This is a genomic window from Streptomyces sp. NPDC046197 (assembly GCF_040646295.1).
In the GTDB taxonomy this organism is placed as follows: Bacteria; Actinomycetota; Actinomycetes; order Streptomycetales; family Streptomycetaceae; genus Streptomyces.
The window spans coordinates 18,238-39,962 of sequence record NZ_JBEYZY010000050.1 but is presented as its reverse complement, the minus strand read 5'-3'; the positions used below and the strand labels follow the sequence as shown (position 1 = coordinate 39,962).

The following is a 21,725-nucleotide window of genomic DNA, read 5'->3' as shown; positions in this document are numbered from 1 at the left end:
GGTCGGAGCTGCCGGCGACAACGCGGCCATGGAGTCCTTCTTCAGCCTGCTCCAGAAGAACGTCCTCGACCGCCGTGCCTGGGCCACTCGCGAAGGACTCCGGATCGCGATCGTGACCTGGATCGAGCGGACCTATCACCGACGTCGCAGACAAGCATCACTCGGCCGGCTGACCCCCATCGAATTCGAGACCGTCATGACCACGCCGGCCCTCCAGGCCGCGTGACCGCACCTGTCACCCGAACCTGCATCAGACCCGTGCATTACCGCTGTTCATGGGTGGTCTGGGCGGTTGATCATGGTGACGGTTCCCCGGACTTTGCGGTGACGCGAAGCCGTATCGGTCGGTGCCATGTTCGCCGAATCTCCTTTGCTTGCCTGGTCTTTGTGGGGTCGTCTGGTGTGCGGAGTGTGTCCGGGGGTTCGGTGTTGCGAGGGAGTGTGAGGCCGGTGCCGGTGCTGCGAGCCTTGTCGGTCGGGTTCCCGCAGCAGTTCCGAAGACCGCCGTTAGCACGCGCGTCCATCGAACTGGCGGGGATGTCCTGCTGTCACCCGTCCGAGTACGCGGCTGGGTGGGGAGTCCATGTGCGGCTCATAGCCTCGCGTCAGACGCATCTGTCCCACACGTGTATCTGCTGAACTTCCCTCTCCTTACGTCCCGTGTGCGACGAGGCCCAGCAGTACCGGCGGGAGAACTTCGAGTTCCTGCGCAAGCTGTGGGATACCTGCGACCCCAAGCCCGCTATCGTCTTGGTCGGTGGCCGGGAGGCGTACGAGACGCTGCAGAGCGATCCGGCACTGGCCTCGCGGATCTACATCCGCCTGGAGATCCTGGCCATGACCGAGGACGAGGTCCTCAAGACCGTGCCCGACTCGCACCCGGTGTGGCGCTGCTGAAGCGGGTGGACACCCAGTACGCGCTCGGCTCGTTCCGTGAGTGGGTGAAGATCACCAAGCACGTGATCAAGGGCATGGAGCACTTCAAGGCCGACAAGGTCGACGACCGGATCGTGGACTGGGCCCTGAAGCGGTGCTGACCACTCCGACTCCCTCACGGGCCATCTGGGGCGAGGCCGCCGCAAGCCGGGCCCTTCGCCGTCCTTCAAGACGCCGCCCCAGCCGGCCTGCACTTCCTCGACATCCCGGGTGTGCGCACCCTGCTCACTCCGGGCATGCTCGCCGTGGGCGATGCGCTCGCCGATGCCTATGCCCAGGGCCGGTTTGTGTGCGTGCTGGGCGATTGCGGGGTCGGCAAGACCTTCGCCGTCCACACCGCCGCCCGCCGTCTCGGTGAGCCGGTGCCGCTGGATGTGCGGGCTCAGCCGGCACCGGCGGACCTGCGCGCCGCACTCCACCGTGCACTGAAGCTCTGTGGCCAGGCGCCTGCCGACCCCGGGGCAGCCGACACGCTGATCCGCCACGCCCTGGCTGCAAGGCCGCGGATCGTCGTGGTCGAAGACGCCGACCGGCTGTCGGCGTCGTGCTTTGAGTACCTGCGTTTCCTGCACGACGACCTCCCCCAAGGGTTGTGTGGGGTGCTCATCGCCGCGGCGCGCGGCGAACGCAGGCTGCGCGCCCAGCGGATGCTCGCCACCCGCAGCGCCGGCTGGCCCTACATCTGGCCGCTCACCCGCGACCAGATCCCGCATGCGGCCCCCGCGTTGCATCCGCTGTGGCAGAGCGTCGAGCCCGGCGACCTGAAGGCGCTGGACGCCCGCCTCGCCGATGGCTGTCTGCGCCGCTGGGCCGTGCTGACCCTTCACACCCAGCGGGCCCTGGCCGCCACCGGAGCAAGTAAGCCCGATGGGGGCATGCTGCAGGCTGTGGCCGACCGGGTCGACGGCGGGCGGCGCCCGTGACCGCACCCACGCGTCCTCCTATCCCCACTCCGCGGGCCGCCACGTCGTCGGCGGCCCGCACCCATTCCGCCGGCAGCTGCATGCCGGCGCCCGCCGCTTCCACGCCACCACCACTCGGGCCGCGGTGTTGCCGGTGCAGCGCGCAGTGTGGCGATGTAGGCGCGGACCATCTGGTAGGTGACCGGGGCTTTCTCGGTGAGCAGTTCGCGGTGCAGGCGGGTGACGCTCGTGCATCCAGCGGCGAGCCGCCGGTCCAGATAGGGCTTGTAGGGGTCCAACCTGGTAGGCCGGGGCCGGTTCTCCCGGAGGGTGTCCTGCCAGTGCGCGGCGCCTGGCGCACTACCAACGCCCGCCACCGCGACGTACTCACCGCCCAACGCAAGGAACGCGCCCGCATCCGCAACGAGAAGGGCATCCGCTGGGGCGGACGCCCCCTCAACACCGCAGCCTGACCAACCGCGAACCGCAGTCCCCGAGCGCCGAAGGGGGCAAGTTCAGGAGAAGGGCAGCGACAGAAGGACGACTCAGGAGGCGGACGGGTCGATCTCCCCCGCAAAGACAATGACTTGGTCGATGAGGCTCCGCCGCAGATGGACGACGTCCGTTCCCGCCAGGCGGGGACCTCCATCCGGCGTGGTGAAGACCCACTGGTACCGGGCCCACTCGTCAGGCATGTCCACCGCCGAGCAGCGCACCATCGTGCCGGTCCCCGCCGGGTGGCGCCGGATGTCCAGCACGAACCGCTCGACCGCCGCGATTCCTTCGCTGCGACCCAACGGCCCCCAGAAGACCACGTCTGAGGTCAGAGCCTGGGAGAGCAGGGCAGTCACATAGCTGTCGTCTGAGGCGTTGAACGCGGAGATGAACGTGTCGATCGCGGAGCGTGCAATCTCTTCCTGCATGCCCCAGTAATACCAGCCGTTGCGCGTGCGCTCGTCCCGCGAGCCGCCTTCCGATCACGGTGAACCATCCCGGTCACAGCACTAGCCGCCGAGGTGCGCGCCGCCGCGCAGGCCCGCGTCCGCGTTGACGAGCTCGGCGCGCGCGGTGCTGGACGGCGACGGTCGGCCGGCCGAGCTGCCCCTTGGTCCACGTGGCTACCGATCCGGCGGGCGGACCGAACTGTACCGGGCAGCCGGGGTCGGTTCGTACGTCCGGGGTATACGGAGTCGTCGTTGAAGATTGAACGTGACGTCTGAATGCCGCCGGACTCGCAGGGCGTTCCGGTCTTGGATTGAGCGTGTCCAAGACCGGAACAAGGAGTTTTACGGAGATGACGATGAACGGTGCGACGGCGCTCGACGGCAAGGTGGCGCTGGTGACCGGCGGCAGCCGGGGGATCGGGGCGGCGGTCGCGCTGCGGCTGGCCGAGGACGGCGCAGACGTGGCGCTGACCTACCAGGGCTCGGCCGAGTTGGCCGAGGAGGTGGTCGCCAAGATCACCGCAATGGGGCGGAGCGGCTGGGCCGTTCGCGCGGACAGCGCAGATCCGGAGGCGGTGTGCGGCGCGGTGGCGGCGGTCGCCGAGCGGTTCACGCGGCTGGACATCCTGGTGAACAATGCGGGTGTCGGCGCCGTCGGGCCAATCGAGGCGGTGACATGCGACCAGATCGACCGGGTGCTGGCGGTGAACGTTCGCGCGCCCTACCTCTACGCCCAGGCGGCGCTGCAGTACCTGGTCGAGGGTGGACGGATCGTGAGCATCGGCAGCTGCATCGCCCAGCGCGTGGCCTTCCGCGGAAGCGCGCTCTACGCGACCAGCAAGGCCGCTCTGATCGGCTTCACCAAGGGCATGGCCCGGGAGCTCGGCCCGCACGGGATCACCGTCAATCTGGTCCACCCGGGCCCGATCGACACCGACATGAACCCGGGCGACGGCGATTCCGCCGACTTCCAGCGCGGCTTCACTGCGCTCGGCCGCTTCGGCACGGCGGCGGAGGTCGCGGACGCCGTCTCATACCTGGCCGGTGAGAGCGCCCGATACGTCACAGGCGCGGAGCTGGCGGTGGATGGTGGCTTCGCAGTCTGAGCCCGCGCGGTCCGACGCAGGCCAGGTAGACCTTGGCGCTCAGTCCGTCACGATGCCCCGGTCGGGTCCGGGACGGCCCCGGACCCGACCCGCTCATGTCATCGGCGACAAGGGCTACAGCTCGAAGGCGATCCGCGCCTGGCTTTGGCAGCACAACATCGCCCACACGATTCCCGAACGAGCGGACCAGATCGCCAACCGCCTCCGACGCGGCCGCTCCGGCGGGCGCCCGCCCGCATTCGACAAGCAGATCTACAAACGCCGCAACGTCGTCGAACGTTGCTTCAACAGGCTGAAGCAACGGCGAGGCATCGCAACTCGCTCCGATAAGACCGCCGAGTGCTACCAGGCAGCCGTCACCCTCGCCTCACTTCTCATGTGGGCGTAGCCCTTTGACGGACAACAGCGTGGAGCAGGCACTGCACGGCGCGATCGCCGACCTGTGCTCCTCCGCCGGGTGGGCCGCCCATGACGCCGGTCACCGGGGCCAGGCCCGGCTGCTGTTCGCCGACGCCCTGCAGTCAGCCATCCTCGCGGGCTACAGGCGCGGCCAGGCCCGCGCCTGGTCCAACCTCGCGATGCAGGGCCGCCTCGATGGCCGCAACCGCGAGGCCCTGCGGGTCAATCGCGCCGCCCTCTGCGGCCCTGCTCCACTCCCGCCTCGCCATCGGTCATGCCCGCGCCGGCGACCCCGCAGCGGCGGCCCGCTCAATTCGCGAGTGGACTCGACAACTGGAGCAGCCGGCCGGGCTGGAACTGCATCATCGGCTACGACGGCGACCAGGCCGTCGGCTACACCTACGGCGCCCCGCTGCCCCAGGGCGCCCGCTGGTGGGGCGGACTGCTCACCAAGATCGACGAGGACCTGGTCCGCGAGACCGGCACCTGCACCTACGCGCTGTCCGAGCTGATGGTGCGCGTCCCGTGGCGCAAGACGGGGCCATGTGATCGCAACCGTTACGACTCGGGCCAGTACTCGCTGAGCATCTCGCCGGGCCAGGCTGGCTCGTGGATCGCGCCTTGAGGCCCCATCTCCTGGAAGTAGGGGCCGAGGTCGTAGATGGGCGTCCCGTCTACCGCGTCCAAATCGGTGACATGGAGGTCCAGGCCGTCGATCTTGAGCAGTCTGGGGAAGCTGGTGGCGAGTTGGTTTGGGCGCCGGTGGTTGCGATGGGCGAACGTGCCGGATGGCTCCCAGCGAGGGTTGTTACGGGGGCTGCGTGCGTGCAGAGCAACGTCACTCGGGGACGCCCGGCTGAAGTGCCAGGTGACGATCAGGTGGGAGAACTCATCCAGTCCCTTTACGACTTCGAGTGGGAACTTCGGATCGAGGCGGATGATGCACTCGACGCCACCCCAGTTGTCGTCCGCGACTTCCGTTCGGCCACCGACAACGGTGCCGATGGGCTCGATCTGTAGAGTCATGGTGCCTTCCTCATCTCTCTGCCGAAGTTGATCAATCTACGGTGCGCAGGTAGTCGGCTGCCCTCGTTTCCAGTTCGGCAGCGGCTGGGATGCCGCGCCGCCGGTACGGTGAGAGGAGGGAGCGCATCTCCACGACGCGCTGGCGAGCTCTACCGGAATAGATGCCTTCCTCCATAGCGTCGAGGGCCCTGGACTAGGTGGCACACGCCTCTTCCACATTGCCCTTAGCATTCTGTGGTGCCCCGAGGCATACGACTGTCTCATGGGCCAGTGACGCCTCGCCGAAGAAGAAGGTTCTGGCCGGCTCTTCGATGCCGTCATGGGCACCGCGGAGGTCGTCTTCGGCCTGAAGCAGCATCTTCGTTGCCTTCTTGTCCTGTCCAGTCGCAGCGAGACAACGGGAATGGACAACGCCGAGCAGAGCCCGTTCTCGTGGCGTGGCGGACTGATATCGCTGGCTGGCGACTGAGGCCGTCGAGAGTTCCAGGGCCTTGCTGAACAGGCCAAGGTCCAGGGCTTGATGCGCCATGGCACGGAGGATGTGGCCCGAGAGCGGAGTGTCGGCGGCTCGGGCAGCCAGCTTCAGTCCAAGAGCGAAATACGGCTCGGCAATGTCGTGCTCGCCGTTGTCGAAGGCCATCCATGCGGCTCGAGCCCGAGGTGGAGCGGGCCCAGCGGGTCGTGGACGAAATCATGACGGCGGCCGGTACATCGGACGGAGGCGAGTGACATGCCACGGATCAGTGACGCGAACCGGGCCCGCAACGAGGAGGCGATCCGGGCCGCGATGGACCGGCTGCTGCGGGGTGAACTCCCGCCCGGCGGCAAGTGCGATCTCAAGACCCTGGCCGCCGAGGCGGGGGTGACCCGTACCGGCTTCTACCCGAAGAAGAACCGCGACGGCACCACCCGACCCGGCCCTTACCAGCACCTCGGCGAGGAGTTCGAGCGTCGCCTGAAGGCCCAGCGCGACGCGGGCGAGGCCCCTGACCCCCGGACCGCTCAGATCGAACGGCTCAAGGCCCAGGTCGCCGAACTCAAAGAACGGCTCACGAAACGGGACGAGGCGCTGGCCGAGCTCACCGCGTTCAAGACGCTTGCCGTCTCCCGGCTCACGGCCCAGCACGAGGAGATCGAGCGGCTAAGGGAACAGGCCGCCGCGGTCGGCAACGTCCGTCACCTGCCCGCCGCCCGCAGCGGGACGGCCCCCTATGGGTCGTGCAGTTAAGGCTGCCTCGGCCCGGGTGTCGGTGTGGACCACAAGTGGCGGGACGGTCGCTGTGCGGTGGTCTCGGTTGGTCAGCCTGCTGTCGGGCTCTGCGAGACCTGCGCTCGCGTGAACCCGTGGCTCCGCTCCACTTTGGCCACATGCAGCGTGTAGCTCTGGTACCACTCGGCTCGCCCGCGCTGTTGCGCCGCGCGATGCTCGGTGTCGGTCCGCCACCGAGTGAGGGCGTCGGCGTCGCGGAAGTAACTGACGGTGATGCCCAGTCCGCCAGGAGTCTGCGCGTGGTCCATCCCCAGGTACCCAGGGACGTCCTTCACCAGGTCTTCCATGCGTGCGTTGGTCTCGCTGTAGCCGCTCTGGTCCTGGGTGCGCACCGTGGTGAAGACAGCCGCGTAGTAGGGGGGTTCATAGGCCTCGACGGACACGGCAGGCACTTCCGAGTGACTGCTCATGGCGCCACCGTGAGGCCGGATGCGCCACCGCGCGTCCACCTCTATTTCGATCTTCATCCGCGGGTCGGCGAGACCGCACATGAGCATCGTGGCAGCCGGCCGAACGTCGCCGAAGCAGCGGCGCAGGACCGGCCAGCAGGGTTCGAAGTCTTCACGGTCGGGCAGCAGGTAGCGCACGCGCACCACGTCGGCGAAGGTGCACCTCGCCTCGGCCAGTGCGGCCTCGATGTTGCGCAGGCACTGCTCGGCCTGCTCCACCACATCGTCGGAGATCGTCATGGTGGCGTAGTCGAAACCGGTCGTCCCGGACACATGCACCCAGTCGCCGTCGACCACAGCACGGGCATAGCCGATCTGCTCCTCAAAGGCCGAGCCGCTGAGAATCGCGCGTCGCTCTGTCATGCGCCGACGCTAAATGACCAGCACTGATACGTCTAATACGGCCGTATGCATGACCTGATATCTCTAGGCGTATGGAGCGCCCCGAACTCCCCCTGCCGCAACTGCACGCCTTCGTCGTGCTCGCCGAGGAACTCCACTTCGGCCACGCGGCCGCCCGCCTGGGCATCGCCCAGCCGCCGCTGAGCCAGCAGATCCGCCGCTTGGAGGACAAGGTCGGCCACGCGCTGTTCACCCGTACCCCAGGGCGTGTCACCCTGACCTCAGCCGGCATCGAACTGCTGCCCGCCGCCCGGCGGGCACTCACCGACCTCGCGGCCGGCCTGGCCACAGCCAGGGCCGTCGGCAGTGGACGGGCCGGCCGCCTACGGATCGGCTTCGCCGCCTCCCTCGCCTTGACGGTCCTGCCCGGTCTGCTGCGCACCTTCCGTCACCAGTTCCCAGGCGTGCACTTGGACATCCACGAGATGACCACCGCTCCACAGATCGCCGCCCTGCACGACAAGACCATCGACATCGGTCTACTGCGCGAACCCCCCACCGACGAGACAGAACTCGGCTTCAGGACGGTACTCAGCGAGCCCTTCGCGGCCGTGCTGCCGTCCACGCATCCTCTGGCCGCCCAACGGACCGTACGGCTTGCACAGTTGGCGGACTCGCCCTTCGTGCTGCTGCCCCGCACGGTCGGCCCGACACTGCACGACCAGATCATCGGCCTGTGCACCGCAGCAGGATTCACACCGCAGGTGGTCCAGCACGCGGTGGAGTGGCAAACCGTATGCGCCCTCGTGGAAACCGGACTGGGCGTCTCCCTGGCCCCGGCGAGCATCCGACGCATCCGCCTCAAAGGCGTCGCCTTCCGTAGGATCGAACCCGGCACCGCCCGTACACGAGTGGCCGTCGCCTGGCGCGAGAACGACCAGAATCCCCTGGTCACACGCCTGCTGGCGACCATCAGCCAAGATCCGCTGGACAGGCCCTAGTGGGGTCGGGCCGCTTTCGTCGGGCTCGAAGGCCTGCGCCGCATCACCACAGACTTCGTGCGCAAGGCGGCGGCACTCGACGAGGTCACGGGGACCACCCCACAGACAGGCGACGGAGGCAGCGCCACCACCATGCAGCGAACGAGCTGAGCGGGACCGCCGAGCCCGCCTCGGTGGCAGACTGCCCCACGTATAGTCAGATTCCGGCAGACCACGCCCCGTGACCTCCGTCACACCGGACGTCCCGAAAAGGAACACGATGGCCCGTCGAAACGCGACACGACGCCGAGGCTCCGCCACCGGGTAAAGCGACACGACCTGCGTGGAACACAGCGAGTGCCGCGACACGCAACGAGCAGGTCAGCTGACACCGGCCGGTGATCTCCAGCTCGAGGAACTTCAGCGGTGCGAGCGCCGTGGGCGCGTCGGGGGCGATCGTCATGGTGGCTTTCTCCTTTCGTGAGTGGTGGTGACAGGCCCGGCGCGGGGAGGTGGGGGCAGGCCGCGGGGGGACGGTCGTGATCGGCTCTCCGCGCCGGGGGCTGGTGCTGCCCGGTTGCCGGGGCTCAACCGGATCCTCGGCGACCGGGCAGGTTCATCCGGCCGGCCGAGACAAGGACCTCGGCAGGCTGTCCACGTCGACGAGCTGGACGATGCGCAGGCGCGTGCCTGGTCGTCGGACGGCGAGGGGTCTGGTGCCGGGATGGGTGGGGGAGCGGGGTGGTGGCTCGGCACCGGAGGCAAGGGCCCCGGCCTTTGCGACAAGCCCAGGCGGTCTTGAGAATGAACGGATGTGTGGGCGCTACCCGGCGGGGAGGTCGTCCAGGGTGTGGATGGTGTAGGCGCGCAGGCGGCGGACCATTTGTGAGGCGAGGTACCAGCGCAGGCCCGGATGCCCATACGCCAGCGCGTCCTCGGGAGCCGGGAGTGCGCGCAGCCCGCCGTCGCCCCAGTGGTATGGGGTGCCGATCACCCCATACAGCGGTGCGCTCTGTGCGAGAAACACCGTGGGCTGGCCGGCGAGGTGGGGGCACTGCTCCGCCGCCAAGCGCGCGTGCTCCAGGCACACTGGCGGCTGTGCGGTGCGCACCACCGCATCCTCGGGGCGTACCTCGTTCGGGCCGGCGAGGAAGAGGACGCCGTGGCGGGTGCGGGCGGGTTGGGCGCAGACCTGGCAGCGCAAGCGTTCCATGCACTCGCGTTGCCGGGAGGGGTGCACCATGCGCCACCGTGGCCGCCCGGTGGGCAGGCCGTCCGCACCGATCGTTTGGGAGCAGCGTCCCCACAGCACGCCGCGCAGGTCTCGGTCTTCGGGTGTCTCGTCCCAGTAGCCGAGCTGCAGATGGCCGTCCGGCCCATGCATACCGCGCAGCGATAAGAGCAGGTCGGGGTGTTCGCCTTCGCGGCTGGTGACGTAGGGCACCAGCCGCGCGGTGGTGCTCGCAGGTCTGGTGGTGGCGGCGCTCATCGGATGGTCCCATCAAGGTAGGGGGAGTGGGTGGGAAGGGTTGTGGGGTGCCCGCCCCGGGCTCGGCCTGGGCGGGCGTTGGTGGCCACGGCTCCGGCAGGCCTGTAGCGACGCCAGCACCTGGGACGTCCAGGGGCGGGGGTCGCCGGCCCTGGGTACGGCAGTGCGCGGATGCGGCCTGGCCCAGGGCGGCCACCGTGGGCCCCCTTCACGCCGGGGCGGACGGGTGCCGCGTGCCGGTGTGGCGCAGGGTGTGGGCGCAGCCGGTGTGGATCCGCCCGGATCTTCCCGTGCCTGCGGAGGGGCTGATCTGGTCGTAGGGCAGCCATGCCGCGTTGCCGCTGATTGGCTGGTCGCAGGCCAGGCAGACGGTGACGCCGGTGAGGCTGTCGTAGTGGTCGCACAGGGCCACCACGGATCGGGCCAGGCGCTTGACCCGCTCGACCTCACCCTGCAGGCCAACGGCTTTCACCTCGTCGAGCCGTCGCCGCGCCTGGTGGATGGCGGCCAAAGCTACCTGTGCGGGCACATCGTGCTCGGGCAGACGTGCGGTGACTTCCCTGATGGTCGGGATCAGCTGTCCCAGCCTCTGGCGGAAGTCCTTGTCGAAGCCCTTCACCGTCTCGTGGCGTAAAAGCAGCGGCTGGTCGAGGAACCAGGCAGCCGCAGCACGCGCAGTGCCGGTGGTGAACGGCAGCTCCCCACATTCAGTGCGGCCCGGCATCACCGGCAAGCACCTGCCGACCGGTACACGGGGCAGGCGCGGGGAGGCGGCTGGGTGCTGAGTAGCTCAGCGGAGGGCTCGAAGCCGTAGGGGACAGTGACGGTGGCGCGCGGCGGCGTCATGAGGCTTTGGCGTGTGCTCGTGTAGACGCGGAGGACCATCTTGGCGCCTGATGGGCGTTCCCGGGGCGGTGTGATGCCGTTCTTCGTGGGTGGGTGTTCCCGGTTTCGTTCGGTCATGCCCTCGGTGGCGTCGGCGGTCGCCAGAATGGTGGTAGAGGTCTTCGCGTCCATGTCTGACATCCCATCGCAGGGCAGCCGCGGGGCGGGATCTGACAACCTGTGACATGGAGTTGATCAATGCCCGTGGTTGCGGCGATCACTGGTACGCGGCGCACCGAACATCGAGGTCTGGCAGGGTTCAGTCAGCTGTTCGGCACTTACCTGGCGCCGTGGGCGAGCGAGGAGTCCCACTTCTACGTGGGGGGTGCGGTTGGCATCGACAGCCTGGCTTTGCTGTGGCTCGCCGAACACTCTCAGGCGCGGATCACCGTGGTGGTGCCCGGCTCGGTTGCGCAGCAGCCGGATCAGGCGCGGCAGGCGATCGAGGACTGCCGTAGCCGGATCTTTGCGATCGTCGAACTCGGCGCCGCGGAACTGAGTACACCCGCTTACCATGCGCGCAACAGGTACATGGTGGACGGCGCGCAGATGGTGATCGCCTTTCCGCTGGCAGGGCCGGAAGACAGGTCGGGCACGTGGCAGACGATCAACTACGCGTCGGCTCAGGGCAAGCCGCGGTTGATCGTGCCCGTGTGAGCGCAGGGCGGGGCATCATGAAGGCATGAGCGTGCACGACAAGCGCATGGGCGCAGCTGCACTCAAACGGCTGCGGGTGACCCGTGGTTGGTCTCTCGCGGATACTGCCTGCGCCATTAGCGACACCGCGGCCCGGCTCGGGCTGCCGCTGGATGCCAGTGCGGCCAGTGTGCAGCGGTCCGTCGCCCGGTGGGAGTCCGGCACGGCGCCGATCCTGCCGGGTGAGCGGTACCAACTGTTGCTCGCGCACCTGTACGCCCTGGATGTTCACGGTCATGTGTCCCTGGGCGTCGGGTCCGACTTCTGCGAGCTTCTCGAGTCGCTGGCGCATCTGGGTGAAAGTGAGCAGCGCCTTGAGCAGCTACGCAGCTTGCTGGTGCGCACGATGACCAGTGCCGGCGGCCAACTGCTCGCCCTGCTCGGCCCCTCCACGCAACAAGCTTTGTCGGCAGCCCTCGCCGACCCCTCTCGGCTCGATGAGCAACTGCTTGATGCGATGCACACGGCGGTCGGTGACGTGAACCGGCACGTCGGCAGTGTGCCCTTCGTCCGGTTGCAGCTCTTGCTCGCCCCCCTCGTCGAATCCTCAAGGCGTCTGCTCGGCGCGCCCGTTCCCGATGCGATGCTGCCTGCCCTGCACGCGGTTGCCGCCCAGACGTTCACCCTCGCGGGCCGGGCGGCGTTCGAGACACGCGACGACGAAGCGGCCCGGACGCTGTACGCCGAAGCCACCGCAGCGGCAGGACGCACCGGCACGCCGTGGCGGCGCGCGGTCGTCCACATCAGCCACGCCCTGGTCACCCTGTATGCGGTCCCCGGATTGCAAGCGGCACAGCATCTTGTCGATGCTGCGGTGCGTGACGCCCGCGCTGGCGAGAGCCCCACTGTCCGAGCTCGCGCGCATGCTTTGCAGGCAGAGATCGCAGCCCGGGCAGGCACCGCAAAACATGCGAAGGCCGCGCTCGCCCTTGCCTGGTACGACCTGGGCAGCGACCGCGACGGCGACCCGGCGACAGGGTCGTTCTCGCCTGCCCATCTGCGCGGATTCGAAGGCGTCACATCGCTGTACATCGGCGATCCGGCCGCAGCGCACGACTACTTCGCACGCTCAGCCGCCGCCCTCCACACGCCGCGCGAGCGGGTACAGAAGGCGATCGTCTTCACCGACCAGGCGCTCGCCCGGATCCGTCTGAATGAACCACAGTCCGCAGCCCAGCTCCTGCATGAGTGCGTGGACGCCGCCTCCGCTACGGGCGGTCGCGTCGCCGCCATTCGCCTGCGCCGCGCCCGCACCAATCTGATCCCGTGGCGCCGCGAGGAATGGTTCGCCGACCTCGACGACCACTTGATCGCATCGCTCGGTGCGTAGCAAGCCGGGGCGGAGCCCGTCGTGGCTCACTGCTGCAACTCCGACCTCCAGCTTCGAACACCGGAACTCCCCGCACAGCTTCTCTGGCATCAGGCCGCTCTTCCCACAGATCCATAGCCCTGCCCACGTCGGGGAAGTCGGCAGGCGCGACGCAGTCGTGGGGCACCTGCAGATGCTCGCTGCTGGTTTTCTGGTCTGACCAGGTTTCAGGGAGGGGCTCTGGGTCTGGTGGTTGTGCGGGTACGGATCGGCTGCGGGGCAGTGGTTAGCTGAAGAGCCAGAGTGCTTCGTGGTTGGGGCAGGGGATGCCGGCGGGATCGCAGTCGGCGCATTCCTCGCAGTGCTGCCAAAACGCTTCCATCGCCTGGCGGCGGCGCGCTGCTGCGGTGAAGCTGCCGGTGCGCTGGATGTGCCCGAATGCTCCTCCACTGTCGTGCCATGTCCATTCTTCGGTTGCTGGTGCGGGGGTGGACGGCCGGCGGGGGCGGATGGCCGGGCGGGCTGTGGCCGCGGGTGTGGGGGGCTCGCTGCGGTGCTGGCGCTCCGGCGCGGCCGCGGTGGCCTTGTGCGACCCGGGGTGGGGTGGGGGTGCGGCTGGGGTGGCTGTCAGGGAGGTGATGTGGTCGGGGAAGTCGGCGTCGGGCAGGGGCAGCTCGAGGTCGTCGTCGACGTAGGCGAGGGCTGCCGGGACGTAGTCGAGGACGGCGCTGACGTGCGCGGCTCTTGCGGCCAGGCCTGTGGTGGGGGCGTCGGCCTGCAGGGCCCGCAGGAGGCGCAGGGCGGTGGTGACTTCCTGGGGTCCGGCGTCTGGCTCGCCGCGGTCGCGGGCGTTCTTGGCGGCTTGGGTGTGCCACCAGTCGGCTTCGGGCTGTTCGCCGTGGGCTTTGTGATGCAGGTACAGGCAGTAGGTGGCGGCGCTGTCGCCGGCTCCGGCGGCGTATTGCCACCAAAAGCGTGCGGAGTCCTCTTGCTCGGTGAGCTGCAGGATGCAGCCGAGCACGCGGGCCGCCGGCGGCTCAGGCAGACAGCGGGAGATGAACCGTCTGAGCGTGGCCAGGGCTCCGGCGCTCATGACGGCTGTCTCGCACAGGGTGCGCAGATCATCGGCGGCCGCGTCCTGCGGCCCGCCCACTGTGGTGTGGGCTGGGGGGTTTCTCGGGTGGGCGCGGTGGGCGGCGGCCCGCTGGGCGATGCGTTCGGCCGCGGCGTCGATGTCGTGGGGGGAACAGGGCTCGTTGACCAGCCGGGCCCGGGCCAGCAGCCGGTCAATGTGCGATGTCATCGGCGTGTCCTTCCTTGGCCAGGCCCAGGATCTCCTGCAGGCGGCGGCGGGCGTAGCGGGCGGTGGAGCGCACCGCGGCCGGGGTGATGCCGAGGTGGTCGGCGGCCTCGCGGACGGAGCGCCCGTGGCTGTAGCGCAGCACGATGACGTCGCGCTGCCGTTCGGGCAGGGCCTCGATCGCGTGGAAGAGGCTGAGGCTCTCCTCCAGCTGCCCGATGGGGTCGACCGCCTCGCGCAGCGCGGCGGTTTCGAAGGCGGCGCTGTCCACGAGTGTTTCGCGGCGGCCGCGGGCGCGGGCGACGTCGATGGTGCGGTGCTTCATCACCTGCCAGGCGTAGGCCGCCGGGCTCTCCTTGGCCAGGACCTCCGTCCAGGCTATGAGCAGCTGCTCGAACGCCCAGTCCACCGCCTCTTCCGCATCGGCCCGGTTGTTCAGGTACGTCTTGGCCCAGTCGATGTAGGCCGGGCGGTGCATGCGGTGGAAAGCCTCGAAGTCCAGGGGCAGCGTGGTCATCGGCGCAGTGCCGGCTGGGTGGTTGCTGGAGTCCCGGCTCACGCCTCGGTGTCCTTGCCGTCGCCGCGACGCAGCTCGCTGACGCCCACCCGCACCTCGGCCGCCGCCGCGCGGCGCAGCAGCGCGACCGCGTCGCGGCCCAGCACGCGCACGGCGAGCCCGGCCAGGACCACCTCATCAAGTTGCTCAAAGGACACGGGTCTTGATCCTTCTGTGAAATGGCGGGCCCGACATCTGCCGGACCGGAGGGCCTTGATCGCGCCCTCTGCTTCACATGGCGCGCAGCGAAGCTCCGGCGTGCATCCGACGCATCAGAATTCTTACGCAACGAATCCGTTCGATTACGCTGAAGCGTCACTCTCGGCCGCTGGCCTCTGCCGTCGCTGCCGCGCCTCACGGCACCCACCGCGCCGCTCACCTGCGGGTCAGCGGGACAGGCCGTATCACTGCAAGGAGCCCGGCCGGAGCGGTGACTGCCCGCCTTGTGGCAAGCGTCACGCGACGCGCCACGAATAACCGAAAACGACCACATGCCCTAAGTAGCGTCTTATTTCTACGTACACGCTTACCTGCATCACTCTCAAGTTCGATTCTTCGGAGTGTGCGAGGGGGCCAGCTCACGTCGATTACCCCGGCCACCAAGCGGCTCGAGCCACTACAAGGCCGCGTTGCCGGACCGTGACCGGTGGTCGGGGCTCATGGCCGTCAGCCTGGTCGGGGCCGGCGGATGAGCTGACGGCATGGAACGCACGTCCGCCGCCGCACCCGCGCCCGCCGGCCGCCCCACCCCGGCGGGCACGGGGCGCTGCCGTGGCCACCGCACGCGGCCTGCACCCAGGACAGCGCGATGAGCAGCTTCGGATCCGGGATCCGCCGCAGCGTGATGGCGGCCGATCAGTTCACACAGATCGCCAACGAATTGTTCCGCGACAGCCGCATCTCGTACCGGGCGAAGGGACTGTTCGGCTACATCAGCACCCACCACAACGGATGGCTGGTGACCATCGCGGCCCTCGTCGCTCTGGGCCCCGACGGGCGAGACGCGGTGCGGGCAGGACTGAACGAACTGGAGAAGTTCGGCTACCTGGTCCGCCATCGCGTGCGCCGCCCCAACGGCACCCTCGGAAAGATCGTCTACAGCATCACCGACCGGCCCGCCGCCCCGAACGTTCCCCCGATCGACCCAGCATCCACCTTCCGGGAGCCCGGCAGCGACGCCGAAGCCGGCGCAGGGATCCGCCGCGGGGTGATGGCGAAGGACCAGTTCACGCAGATCGCCAACGCGCTGTTCCGCGACAGCCGGATCTCCTTCAAGGCGAAAGGGCTGTTCGGTCACATCAGCACCCACCGGGACGGCTGGCAAATCACCGTCGCCAACCTGGCCCGACACGGCCGCGAACGCATCGACGCCGTGACCACCGGCCTGGAGGAACTCGAGCACCACGGATTCCTGCTGCGCGAGCGCGACCGCAACCCCGACGGCACGCTCGGGCAGGCCCTGTACTTCATCACCGACCTGCCCGCCCCGCAAAACCCCAGCTCCAGGCCAGAGCCGGGTTATCCAGGATCGGCTGACCCAGTGTTGGCTGATCCCCGCACTAAGAACACCATCCTTAAGAAGACCAACAAGCAGAAGACCAACCCCCTCCGTCCTCGCGACCGCAGCGGTGCCGCGCGCACGAACGCACAGAAGGCCCCCTCGCACGCGACAACGTCGCCGAAGCCACCGCCTCCGACCGACGAGATGCACGCGGGTATCCGGCTGCTGCTGGAGATCGCCGCGAGCCGTCCCGAACTGCTGCTGACCGGGCCGGCACTGACCGATCAAGGCCGCGTGGCGAGCGTAATGATGGACTCCGGCTGGAGCGCCGAGCAACTGCGCCACGTCATCACCGACCGCTCCCTGCCCAAGACGGTGCGCACCTCCATCGGCGCGATCATCGCCGCCCGGCTCCGCGCCGCCCAGGCCTACCCCCCGCCCGCCACCGCTGCTAATTGCCACCACACCTCACCGCTTAACGAGCCGTTCGCGCAGACGACCACCAAGCGGTCATCCACAGCGGCCTCCGCCCGCACCGTGACCCAAGCCCTTAACCGTCGGGCCCTCGTCGAATGCGCCGGCTGCGGCGTTCCCGCAACCGGCCTGGGCGAAGACCTCTGCCCGGCCTGCCTCGGCTGGCCGCCCTGCCGCACCTGCCCCGGGCCGACACCGCGGCGCGCCCACCCCGACGGCGACGGCCGCTGCACCACATGCACCACCGCATCGAAGCGACCTGCGGAAGGAAGCAACGCATGAACGTGCCGAGTAAGCCCCCGGTCCCGGCAGAGCACGGGCGTGTGCCAGACGGCCAGCAATCGGCTGGCATGTCCGTGTATATGCTGTTCGCGCACGAACCGTACTATCCGCTGTCCGCCCGGGAGATCAACACCTGCGTGGTCGCCGCGGCCAGTCTGCTCCACCCCCACATCAAGCAGCCCGACGGGATGTGCATCCACCGACAGCTGGTGACAGGCCGCCGTCCGGGCGAGATCGTGCCGCTGGCCACGCTCACCCAGGAACTGGGCGGCAGCGCCCACTGGGGCGGGGTCGGCGACTGGGAGGCGGTGGTGGCCGGCCTTGTCCGGCTGATCCGCAGCGAAGGCTGCGACGCACTCACCCTGGGACTGCCGCCAATCGAGCGGGCCCTGCTGTGCAGCGGCCCTGACAGCACGGTCCGCGTCGTCGATCCGGCCACCCAGGAATGCACCTCCTACGGCTCGCAGGACCGCGAGGCAGTCCTGGACCAGGTACGCCAGCACCTCGCCTGGGCCGAGGCAGGCGGTTCCTTATGGCCTGGCGACCATCTGCTCAGCCCGCCCGGCACCAGGCCATGAAACAGCGCAGGGATCCCGGCGCAGCCTCGATCCCACAGCCGGAAGCCGTCCGGGCGCTGCCGCAACCGGCACATCCTGAGTGGCTTGCCGAGTTCGCGCAACAGCGTCTGTTCGGCTGGCTGCCCGGTGCACCGGTCGGCTGCCGCAGGCAGGCTTCGGCCGGATCTCGAACATGCCGCTCCTTTGGGCCAAAGCTGCTGTGGCGGCAGGGGAGCGAGGGCGGGTTTGCGGCGCCAGTGCGTGGCCTCGTGCACCCTGCTGTCGGTGGCAGCCCGCTGCCACCCCAGCCGGGTACAAAAGAAGGCGCAGGCGGAGGGGCCGCAGACCGGGTGGATCCGCACACCGCGCCCGGACGGCAGGGCAGGCGGCGCGATAGTGCCGCCGCACAGGACGCTGGTCTGATCATTCCGGTGGTTTTGTCAGTGGCCGCTGCTACATCAATCCCCACAGTGCCGGCCGCAGTGGGCGGCCCGCCGTGCTGCAAGGAGTTGGCGGTGGCGAAGGTGGCTGAGGGATACTACGTGGTGCGTCGGCACATCCGGCGCAACCCACGCCCCAGCGGCAAGAAGCTCAGCGGCTGGATGGCCGCCGGGCTGATTGCGATGGCCCCGCGGGGTCGGTGATCTTTCATTCCGACCGCGGCTGCTAGACACCGGCCATCAATTTTCCTCGCCAGCAAGCGAGTTGGGCATCCGGCTGTCGGTCGGCCGTACCGGCCAGTGCTGGGACAACGCGCTGGCCGAGTCGTTCTTCGCCAACCCTTGAAGAAGGGGGTTGAGGAACATCGGAACGAAAACCGGCGCTAAGGATCTGTCGGCCTTGGTGGGCGGCTGACGGAGCGTCGAGGACTGGACCCGTCTGAAGTCGCCTCGGATAACGTGCGCGCGCACCTGCCGCCCTGTCAACGACCACTGACAGCGCCATGCGCGGCCGCTGCCCCTGACGCTGGACGCGGACTATCCGCACGGGCACGTACCCGACCGCGGAGGTGTCCGCAGAGGTCGGCTGTCCGAGCGCCTCGGCCCCCTGCGCGGTGTCCGCACTCGGTTCCGAGCCGAGGTGATCGCCCAGCACGACCTTCTGCAGAACCGGCTGCGCGACCTCACGGACGCGGGCCGCGCTTCGATCCAGGCCACGTGACGCGGTCCGCACGACTCACAGCAACCCGTCCTGGCCCGGGTCGAGTGTCCTGACCGCCTTGCGGATCCCACACCGGGCACTGAGCCGGCGCGTACCAGCCCTGCGGAGTCCACGACAGTATCTCGACGGGAGGGCCGGTCGGCTCCAGCCCTTCCGCGCGGATCTGTTTCGGCGTGCACAGGTATGCGGGCAGCGTCTTGCTCGTGTACGTCGGCAGCGGCGGCGGCCCGGCCTGCCTCTGCCGGTATATCGGATCCCCGAACAAATCCCGGCCCACAGGCTCCCGGGGCGGACGGCGCGACGACACGGTCCCTACTCCGGGCGCTGCGCGGTGTCCAGGTGGGCCAGCGCCAGCCGCAGCGAGAGAATCGCGGTGCCGAACGCGAGGTTGTCGATCCCGTGCGCGTACAGCTGGCCGGGGTGCACGATGAACGCCTCCGACACACGCCGAGCCATGCCCTCCTGCTCGTGCGGCGCGGTCGAGCGCAGCAGGTCCTCCACTGCCAGTGTCAGGTCCGGTGTGCCGATGTCCGGCCATAGGCGGCCGTCGACGCGCAGGGCCGTGTGCTTGATGTCGGCGACCGCCTCGGCCAGTTCCTCGCGGGCTTCCTGATGGTTCATGGCGGCAGTCTGTCGCAGCGGCGAGGCCAGATGAGGAGGAACGAGACAAGAAGAAGTCTGTCTTCCAGACCGAGCCCTGCTGCTTCTGCTGCTGGGATGTGCGCTGCTCATCCTCCTCGGCGCGGGCGTCTCGACCAGCCTCCTGGCCTCCGGAGTGATCGACGCGGACACGGCCAACTACATCGTGACGACGACCCCGGGCGGGATCGTCGGCCTGGCGGTCGGCGTGTATGCCGTGCTCCGCGACCGCGAAGGGGGCCGGAATCCACGGATTTCACGGCAGAACTGCACCGGCCCTCCAGGGCAGAGGACTGATCAGCGCCGTTTGCGGCTGGTGACGATCCTGCTGGCTTATTCCGTGCCCAGCGGTGCTGGCGGCTCGTTGGTCGGGACAGCAGCGGCCGTCTTGGCGTTCCCGGTCGCGGGTGGGGTGTGGAATGTCGATGCGGCCGAGGCCGTGGCCGAAGGTGCCTGAGCTGACCGCGCAGGTGGCGCGGGCGGTGGCGGCACGGGGCCCGTATCCGTTGGCGATGCGGGTCCGTGACGAGCTGGGCGAGTTGTTCGCGGACGCCGAGTTCGCCGAGGCATTCGGAACCAGAGGCCGGCCGGGCTGGTCACCGGGCCAGCTGGCGCTGGTGACGGTGTTGCAGTTCGCCGAGAACCTCACCGACCGGGCGGCAGCGCATCGGGTGCGGTACGGCATGGACCTGAAATACGCGCTCGGCCTGGAGCTGGATGATCCCGGGTTCGACGCCTCGGTGCTGTCCGAGTTCCGCACACGACTGGTCGAGCACGGGATGGAGGAGAAGGTGCTCGACCTGCTGCTGACCGCGCTCAAGGACCGGGGCCTGGTGAAGGCGGGAGGCAGGCAGCGTACCGACTCCACCCGCGTGCTGGCGGCGGTACGCGATCTGAACAGGCTGGAGCTGGCCGGGGAGACGCTGCGGGCGGCGCTGGAGGCGTTGGCCTGTGCGGCCCCGGACTGGCTGGCTGGGGCGGTGCCCGTTCGGGAATGGGCCGAACGCTACGGCCCGCGGACTCACTCCTGGCATCCGCCGGCTTCCACGAGCAAGCGCGAGGAGATGGCCCTAGTCTACGGCCGGGACGGGTTCGCGCTGCTGGAGGCGGTGCATGCCCCTGATGCCCCGGCCTGGCTGCGCGAACTCCCGGCGGTGCAGGTCCTGCGCACGATGTGGGTGCAGAACTACCACCGCACCGTGACCGAGGCCAGGGCGGAGGTGAAGCGGCGGGAGAGCAAGGACCTCCCGCCCGGCAGACTGCGGCTGGCCTCTCCGTACGACACCGACGCGCGCTACGGCCTCAAACAGGGCTCCTGGTGGACCGGCTACAAGATCCACCTCAGCGAGTCCTGCGAGGATGCCGCTGACCAGGACCCGGCTGCCGACGGCCAGGCGCTGAGGCCGGTAGCCGACGGACCGCCGCCGCGCTTGATCACCGGCATCGCGACCACCGACGCCACGGTGACCGACGCGGAAATGACCGAACCGGTCCATCACATGCTCGCCGCCCGCGATCTCCTGCCCGCCGAGCACTTCCTCGACTCCGGTTACGCCTCCGCCGAGTTGATCGTGGGCATGAAGAAGAACTTCGGGGTCACCCTGGTCACCCCGGTCCTGATGAACAGCTCACCCCAGGCGCGTGCCGGCGCCGGGTTCGACCGCACCGCGTTCACCATCGACTGGGACAAGCGGCAGGCCACCTGCCCACGCGGGGACACCAGCGCCTGGTGGAGCCCCGCCACCCTGCGCGGCACCAAGGCCATCGTCATCAAGTTCGACAAGGAGACATGCCGCCCCTGCCCGGTGCGCGACCAGTGCACCAGCTCGAAGACCGGCGGCCGGACCCTCTCCCTGCAACCCCGCGAGGTTCAAGAAGTCCTCGACCATGCCCGCCTCCAGCAGGGCGACGAGCAGTGGCGAGCCAAGTACGGAACCCGCGCGGGCATCGAGGGAACCATCCACCAGGCCGTCGCGGTCACCGGGATAAGACGTGCTCGCTACCTCGGTCTCCAGAAGACCCACCTGGAGCACGTCTTCTCCGCCGTTGCACTCAACCTCATCCGCCTCGATGCCTGGTGGAACGGCCATCCGCTCGACCGCACCCGCGTCAGCCACCTTGCCAGCCTCAGCCTCTCCCTCGCCGCGTGACCGGGTAATCCAGCAGGATCGTCACCAGCCGCAAACGACGGCGTCCCCTACGGTGCGTCTGGTGACATGTCTGGGCGGAGCAGGGCGGGCGCCGACGGTTGCCATGGGGGCGTGTGCGTACCGTCCGGGTCCAGGCCGTTCGGCCACAACCTGTCGAACAGGTCGTGCAGGGTGCCAGTGTTGCCGTGGTCGGCGGCCTGGCGGGCCAGGGCTTCGGCGCCCTCCCGATCCCCGGCCTGCTCCCGCATCTCCGCCAGGCGTAAGAGGGCGTCGGTGCTGCCGTGGTCGGCGGCCTGGCGGGCCAGGGCTTCGGCGCCCTCCCGATCCCCGGCCTGCTCCCGCATCTCCGCCAGGCGTAAGAGGGCGTCGGTG

General features: G+C 69.0%; 25 protein-coding genes and 5 pseudogenes. 18 read left to right on the top strand and 12 right to left on the bottom strand.

Annotation, left to right across the window (positions count from 1 at the left end; translation table 11 throughout):
* The 5 genes and pseudogenes from AB0A61_RS37495 to AB0A61_RS37475 all read left to right on the top strand — a co-directional run.
* On the top strand, positions 1–226 hold a 226-nt coding region (locus AB0A61_RS37495; RefSeq protein WP_361302973.1), incomplete at its 5' end, for an integrase core domain-containing protein.
* Between the two features lie 434 nt (positions 227–660).
* The gene (locus AB0A61_RS37490) at positions 661–897 is read left to right on the top strand and encodes a hypothetical protein (RefSeq protein ID WP_361302970.1); all 237 of its coding nucleotides are present in this window, start codon (positions 661–663) and stop codon (positions 895–897) included.
* Positions 885–1,037, top strand: a complete 153-nt coding sequence (locus AB0A61_RS37485) for a hypothetical protein (protein WP_361302967.1) — start codon at positions 885–887, stop codon at positions 1,035–1,037. Before AB0A61_RS37490 ends, AB0A61_RS37485 begins: the two co-directional genes overlap by 13 nt.
* Before the next feature lie 111 nt (positions 1,038–1,148).
* Complete coding sequence (locus tag AB0A61_RS37480; protein WP_361302964.1) at positions 1,149–1,859, top strand: ATP-binding protein; 711 nt, start codon at positions 1,149–1,151, stop codon at positions 1,857–1,859.
* 332 nt (positions 1,860–2,191) lie between these two features.
* Positions 2,192–2,311 (top strand): annotated as a pseudogene (locus AB0A61_RS37475) (IS630 family transposase); the annotation flags it as partial.
* A gap of 72 nt (positions 2,312–2,383) precedes the next feature.
* Here the strand turns inward: AB0A61_RS37475 and AB0A61_RS37470 are convergent.
* Positions 2,384–2,761: a nuclear transport factor 2 family protein gene (locus tag AB0A61_RS37470; RefSeq protein ID WP_361302961.1), complete on the bottom strand. Its 378-nt coding sequence runs from the start codon at positions 2,759–2,761 to the stop codon at positions 2,384–2,386.
* 377 nt (positions 2,762–3,138) lie between these two features.
* Between AB0A61_RS37470 and AB0A61_RS37465 the strand changes: the two genes are divergently transcribed.
* From AB0A61_RS37465 to AB0A61_RS37455, 3 genes and pseudogenes are all read left to right on the top strand, one after another.
* On the top strand, positions 3,139–3,888 hold the full coding sequence (locus AB0A61_RS37465; protein ID WP_361302982.1) for an SDR family oxidoreductase: 750 nt from the start codon (positions 3,139–3,141) through the stop codon (positions 3,886–3,888).
* A gap of 46 nt (positions 3,889–3,934) precedes the next feature.
* Positions 3,935–4,276, top strand: a pseudogene (locus AB0A61_RS37460) (transposase); the annotation flags it as partial.
* A gap of 285 nt (positions 4,277–4,561) precedes the next feature.
* Positions 4,562–4,912, top strand: a complete 351-nt coding sequence (locus tag AB0A61_RS37455; protein WP_361302958.1) for a hypothetical protein — start codon at positions 4,562–4,564, stop codon at positions 4,910–4,912.
* On the opposite strand, the gene AB0A61_RS37450 is transcribed toward AB0A61_RS37455, so the two are convergent.
* Both AB0A61_RS37450 and AB0A61_RS37445 read right to left on the bottom strand, forming a co-directional pair.
* Entirely contained in the window at positions 4,846–5,313 is a 468-nt protein-coding gene (locus AB0A61_RS37450; protein WP_361302955.1) for an SAM-dependent methyltransferase, read from the bottom strand. The genes AB0A61_RS37455 and AB0A61_RS37450 overlap by 67 nt on opposite strands.
* A 193-nt stretch (positions 5,314–5,506) precedes the next feature.
* Complete coding sequence (locus AB0A61_RS37445; protein ID WP_361302952.1) at positions 5,507–5,953, bottom strand: hypothetical protein; 447 nt, start codon at positions 5,951–5,953, stop codon at positions 5,507–5,509.
* 90 nt (positions 5,954–6,043) lie between these two features.
* Here AB0A61_RS37445 and AB0A61_RS37440 point away from each other — a divergent pair, with 90 nt between their 5' ends.
* Complete coding sequence (locus tag AB0A61_RS37440; RefSeq protein WP_361302949.1) at positions 6,044–6,541, top strand: hypothetical protein; 498 nt, start codon at positions 6,044–6,046, stop codon at positions 6,539–6,541.
* Between the two features lie 71 nt (positions 6,542–6,612).
* Here the strand turns inward: AB0A61_RS37440 and AB0A61_RS37435 are convergent, their stop codons facing one another.
* On the bottom strand, positions 6,613–6,993 hold the full coding sequence (locus AB0A61_RS37435) for an antibiotic biosynthesis monooxygenase (RefSeq protein WP_361302979.1): 381 nt from the start codon (positions 6,991–6,993) through the stop codon (positions 6,613–6,615).
* A 27-nt stretch (positions 6,994–7,020) separates the two neighbouring features.
* Positions 7,021–7,395 (bottom strand): annotated as a pseudogene (locus AB0A61_RS37430) (RidA family protein); the annotation flags it as partial.
* Between the two features lie 71 nt (positions 7,396–7,466).
* Here AB0A61_RS37430 and AB0A61_RS37425 point away from each other — a divergent pair.
* Positions 7,467–8,375, top strand: a complete 909-nt coding sequence (locus AB0A61_RS37425; protein ID WP_361302946.1) for a LysR family transcriptional regulator — start codon at positions 7,467–7,469, stop codon at positions 8,373–8,375.
* 802 nt (positions 8,376–9,177) lie between these two features.
* Here the strand turns inward: AB0A61_RS37425 and AB0A61_RS37420 are convergent.
* Together AB0A61_RS37420 and AB0A61_RS37415 are read right to left on the bottom strand one after the other, a co-directional pair.
* Entirely contained in the window at positions 9,178–9,843 is a 666-nt protein-coding gene (locus tag AB0A61_RS37420) for a hypothetical protein (RefSeq protein ID WP_361302943.1), read from the bottom strand.
* Positions 9,844–10,051: 208 nt separating this feature from the next.
* Positions 10,052–10,567: a DUF6415 family natural product biosynthesis protein gene (locus AB0A61_RS37415; protein WP_361302940.1), complete on the bottom strand. Its 516-nt coding sequence runs from the start codon at positions 10,565–10,567 to the stop codon at positions 10,052–10,054.
* 359 nt (positions 10,568–10,926) lie between these two features.
* On the opposite strand from AB0A61_RS37415, the gene AB0A61_RS37410 reads away from it, so the two are divergent.
* Both AB0A61_RS37410 and AB0A61_RS37405 read left to right on the top strand, forming a co-directional pair.
* On the top strand, positions 10,927–11,385 hold the full coding sequence (locus AB0A61_RS37410) for a DNA-processing protein DprA (protein ID WP_361302937.1): 459 nt from the start codon (positions 10,927–10,929) through the stop codon (positions 11,383–11,385).
* A 25-nt stretch (positions 11,386–11,410) separates the two neighbouring features.
* Positions 11,411–12,754: a hypothetical protein gene (locus tag AB0A61_RS37405; protein ID WP_361302934.1), complete on the top strand. Its 1,344-nt coding sequence runs from the start codon at positions 11,411–11,413 to the stop codon at positions 12,752–12,754.
* 265 nt (positions 12,755–13,019) lie between these two features.
* Here AB0A61_RS37405 and AB0A61_RS37400 read toward each other — a convergent pair whose 3' ends face one another.
* From AB0A61_RS37400 to AB0A61_RS37390, 3 genes are read right to left on the bottom strand one after another with little or no spacing between them, the layout of a single operon-like run.
* Positions 13,020–14,036, bottom strand: coding sequence for a hypothetical protein (locus tag AB0A61_RS37400; RefSeq protein WP_361302931.1), 1,017 nt, complete (start codon positions 14,034–14,036; stop codon positions 13,020–13,022).
* On the bottom strand, positions 14,020–14,550 hold the full coding sequence (locus AB0A61_RS37395) for a sigma-70 family RNA polymerase sigma factor (RefSeq protein WP_361302928.1): 531 nt from the start codon (positions 14,548–14,550) through the stop codon (positions 14,020–14,022). Before AB0A61_RS37395 ends, AB0A61_RS37400 begins: the two co-directional genes overlap by 17 nt.
* Positions 14,551–14,588: 38 nt before the next feature.
* Complete coding sequence (locus AB0A61_RS37390) at positions 14,589–14,747, bottom strand: hypothetical protein (RefSeq protein WP_361302925.1); 159 nt, start codon at positions 14,745–14,747, stop codon at positions 14,589–14,591.
* A 650-nt stretch (positions 14,748–15,397) separates the two neighbouring features.
* On the opposite strand from AB0A61_RS37390, the gene AB0A61_RS37385 reads away from it, so the two are divergent.
* From AB0A61_RS37385 to AB0A61_RS37370, 4 genes and pseudogenes are all read left to right on the top strand, one after another.
* Positions 15,398–16,846, top strand: a complete 1,449-nt coding sequence (locus AB0A61_RS37385; RefSeq protein ID WP_361302922.1) for a hypothetical protein — start codon at positions 15,398–15,400, stop codon at positions 16,844–16,846.
* A 68-nt stretch (positions 16,847–16,914) separates the two neighbouring features.
* A complete protein-coding gene (locus AB0A61_RS37380) occupies positions 16,915–17,424 on the top strand; it encodes a hypothetical protein (protein WP_361302919.1) in 510 nt (169 codons plus the stop codon).
* Positions 17,425–17,918: 494 nt separating this feature from the next.
* Positions 17,919–18,047, top strand: coding sequence for a hypothetical protein (locus AB0A61_RS37375; protein ID WP_361302916.1), 129 nt, complete (start codon positions 17,919–17,921; stop codon positions 18,045–18,047).
* Positions 18,035–18,180: pseudogene (locus AB0A61_RS37370) on the top strand (IS3 family transposase); the annotation flags it as partial. The gene AB0A61_RS37375 and the pseudogene AB0A61_RS37370, both read left to right, overlap by 13 nt.
* A 696-nt stretch (positions 18,181–18,876) precedes the next feature.
* Here AB0A61_RS37370 and AB0A61_RS37365 read toward each other — a convergent pair.
* Complete coding sequence (locus tag AB0A61_RS37365) at positions 18,877–19,185, bottom strand: hypothetical protein (protein ID WP_361302913.1); 309 nt, start codon at positions 19,183–19,185, stop codon at positions 18,877–18,879.
* 154 nt (positions 19,186–19,339) lie between these two features.
* On the opposite strand from AB0A61_RS37365, the gene AB0A61_RS37360 reads away from it, so the two are divergent.
* Positions 19,340–19,660 (top strand): hypothetical protein, encoded by a 321-nt coding sequence (locus AB0A61_RS37360; protein WP_361302909.1) that lies wholly within the window; start codon positions 19,340–19,342, stop codon positions 19,658–19,660.
* On the top strand, positions 19,653–21,353 hold the full coding sequence (locus AB0A61_RS37355; protein WP_361302906.1) for an IS1182 family transposase: 1,701 nt from the start codon (positions 19,653–19,655) through the stop codon (positions 21,351–21,353). The genes AB0A61_RS37360 and AB0A61_RS37355 overlap by 8 nt, the downstream gene beginning before the upstream one ends.
* Positions 21,354–21,400: 47 nt before the next feature.
* On the opposite strand, the pseudogene AB0A61_RS37350 reads toward AB0A61_RS37355, so the two are convergent.
* A pseudogene (locus tag AB0A61_RS37350) lies at positions 21,401–21,725 on the bottom strand (hypothetical protein); the annotation flags it as partial.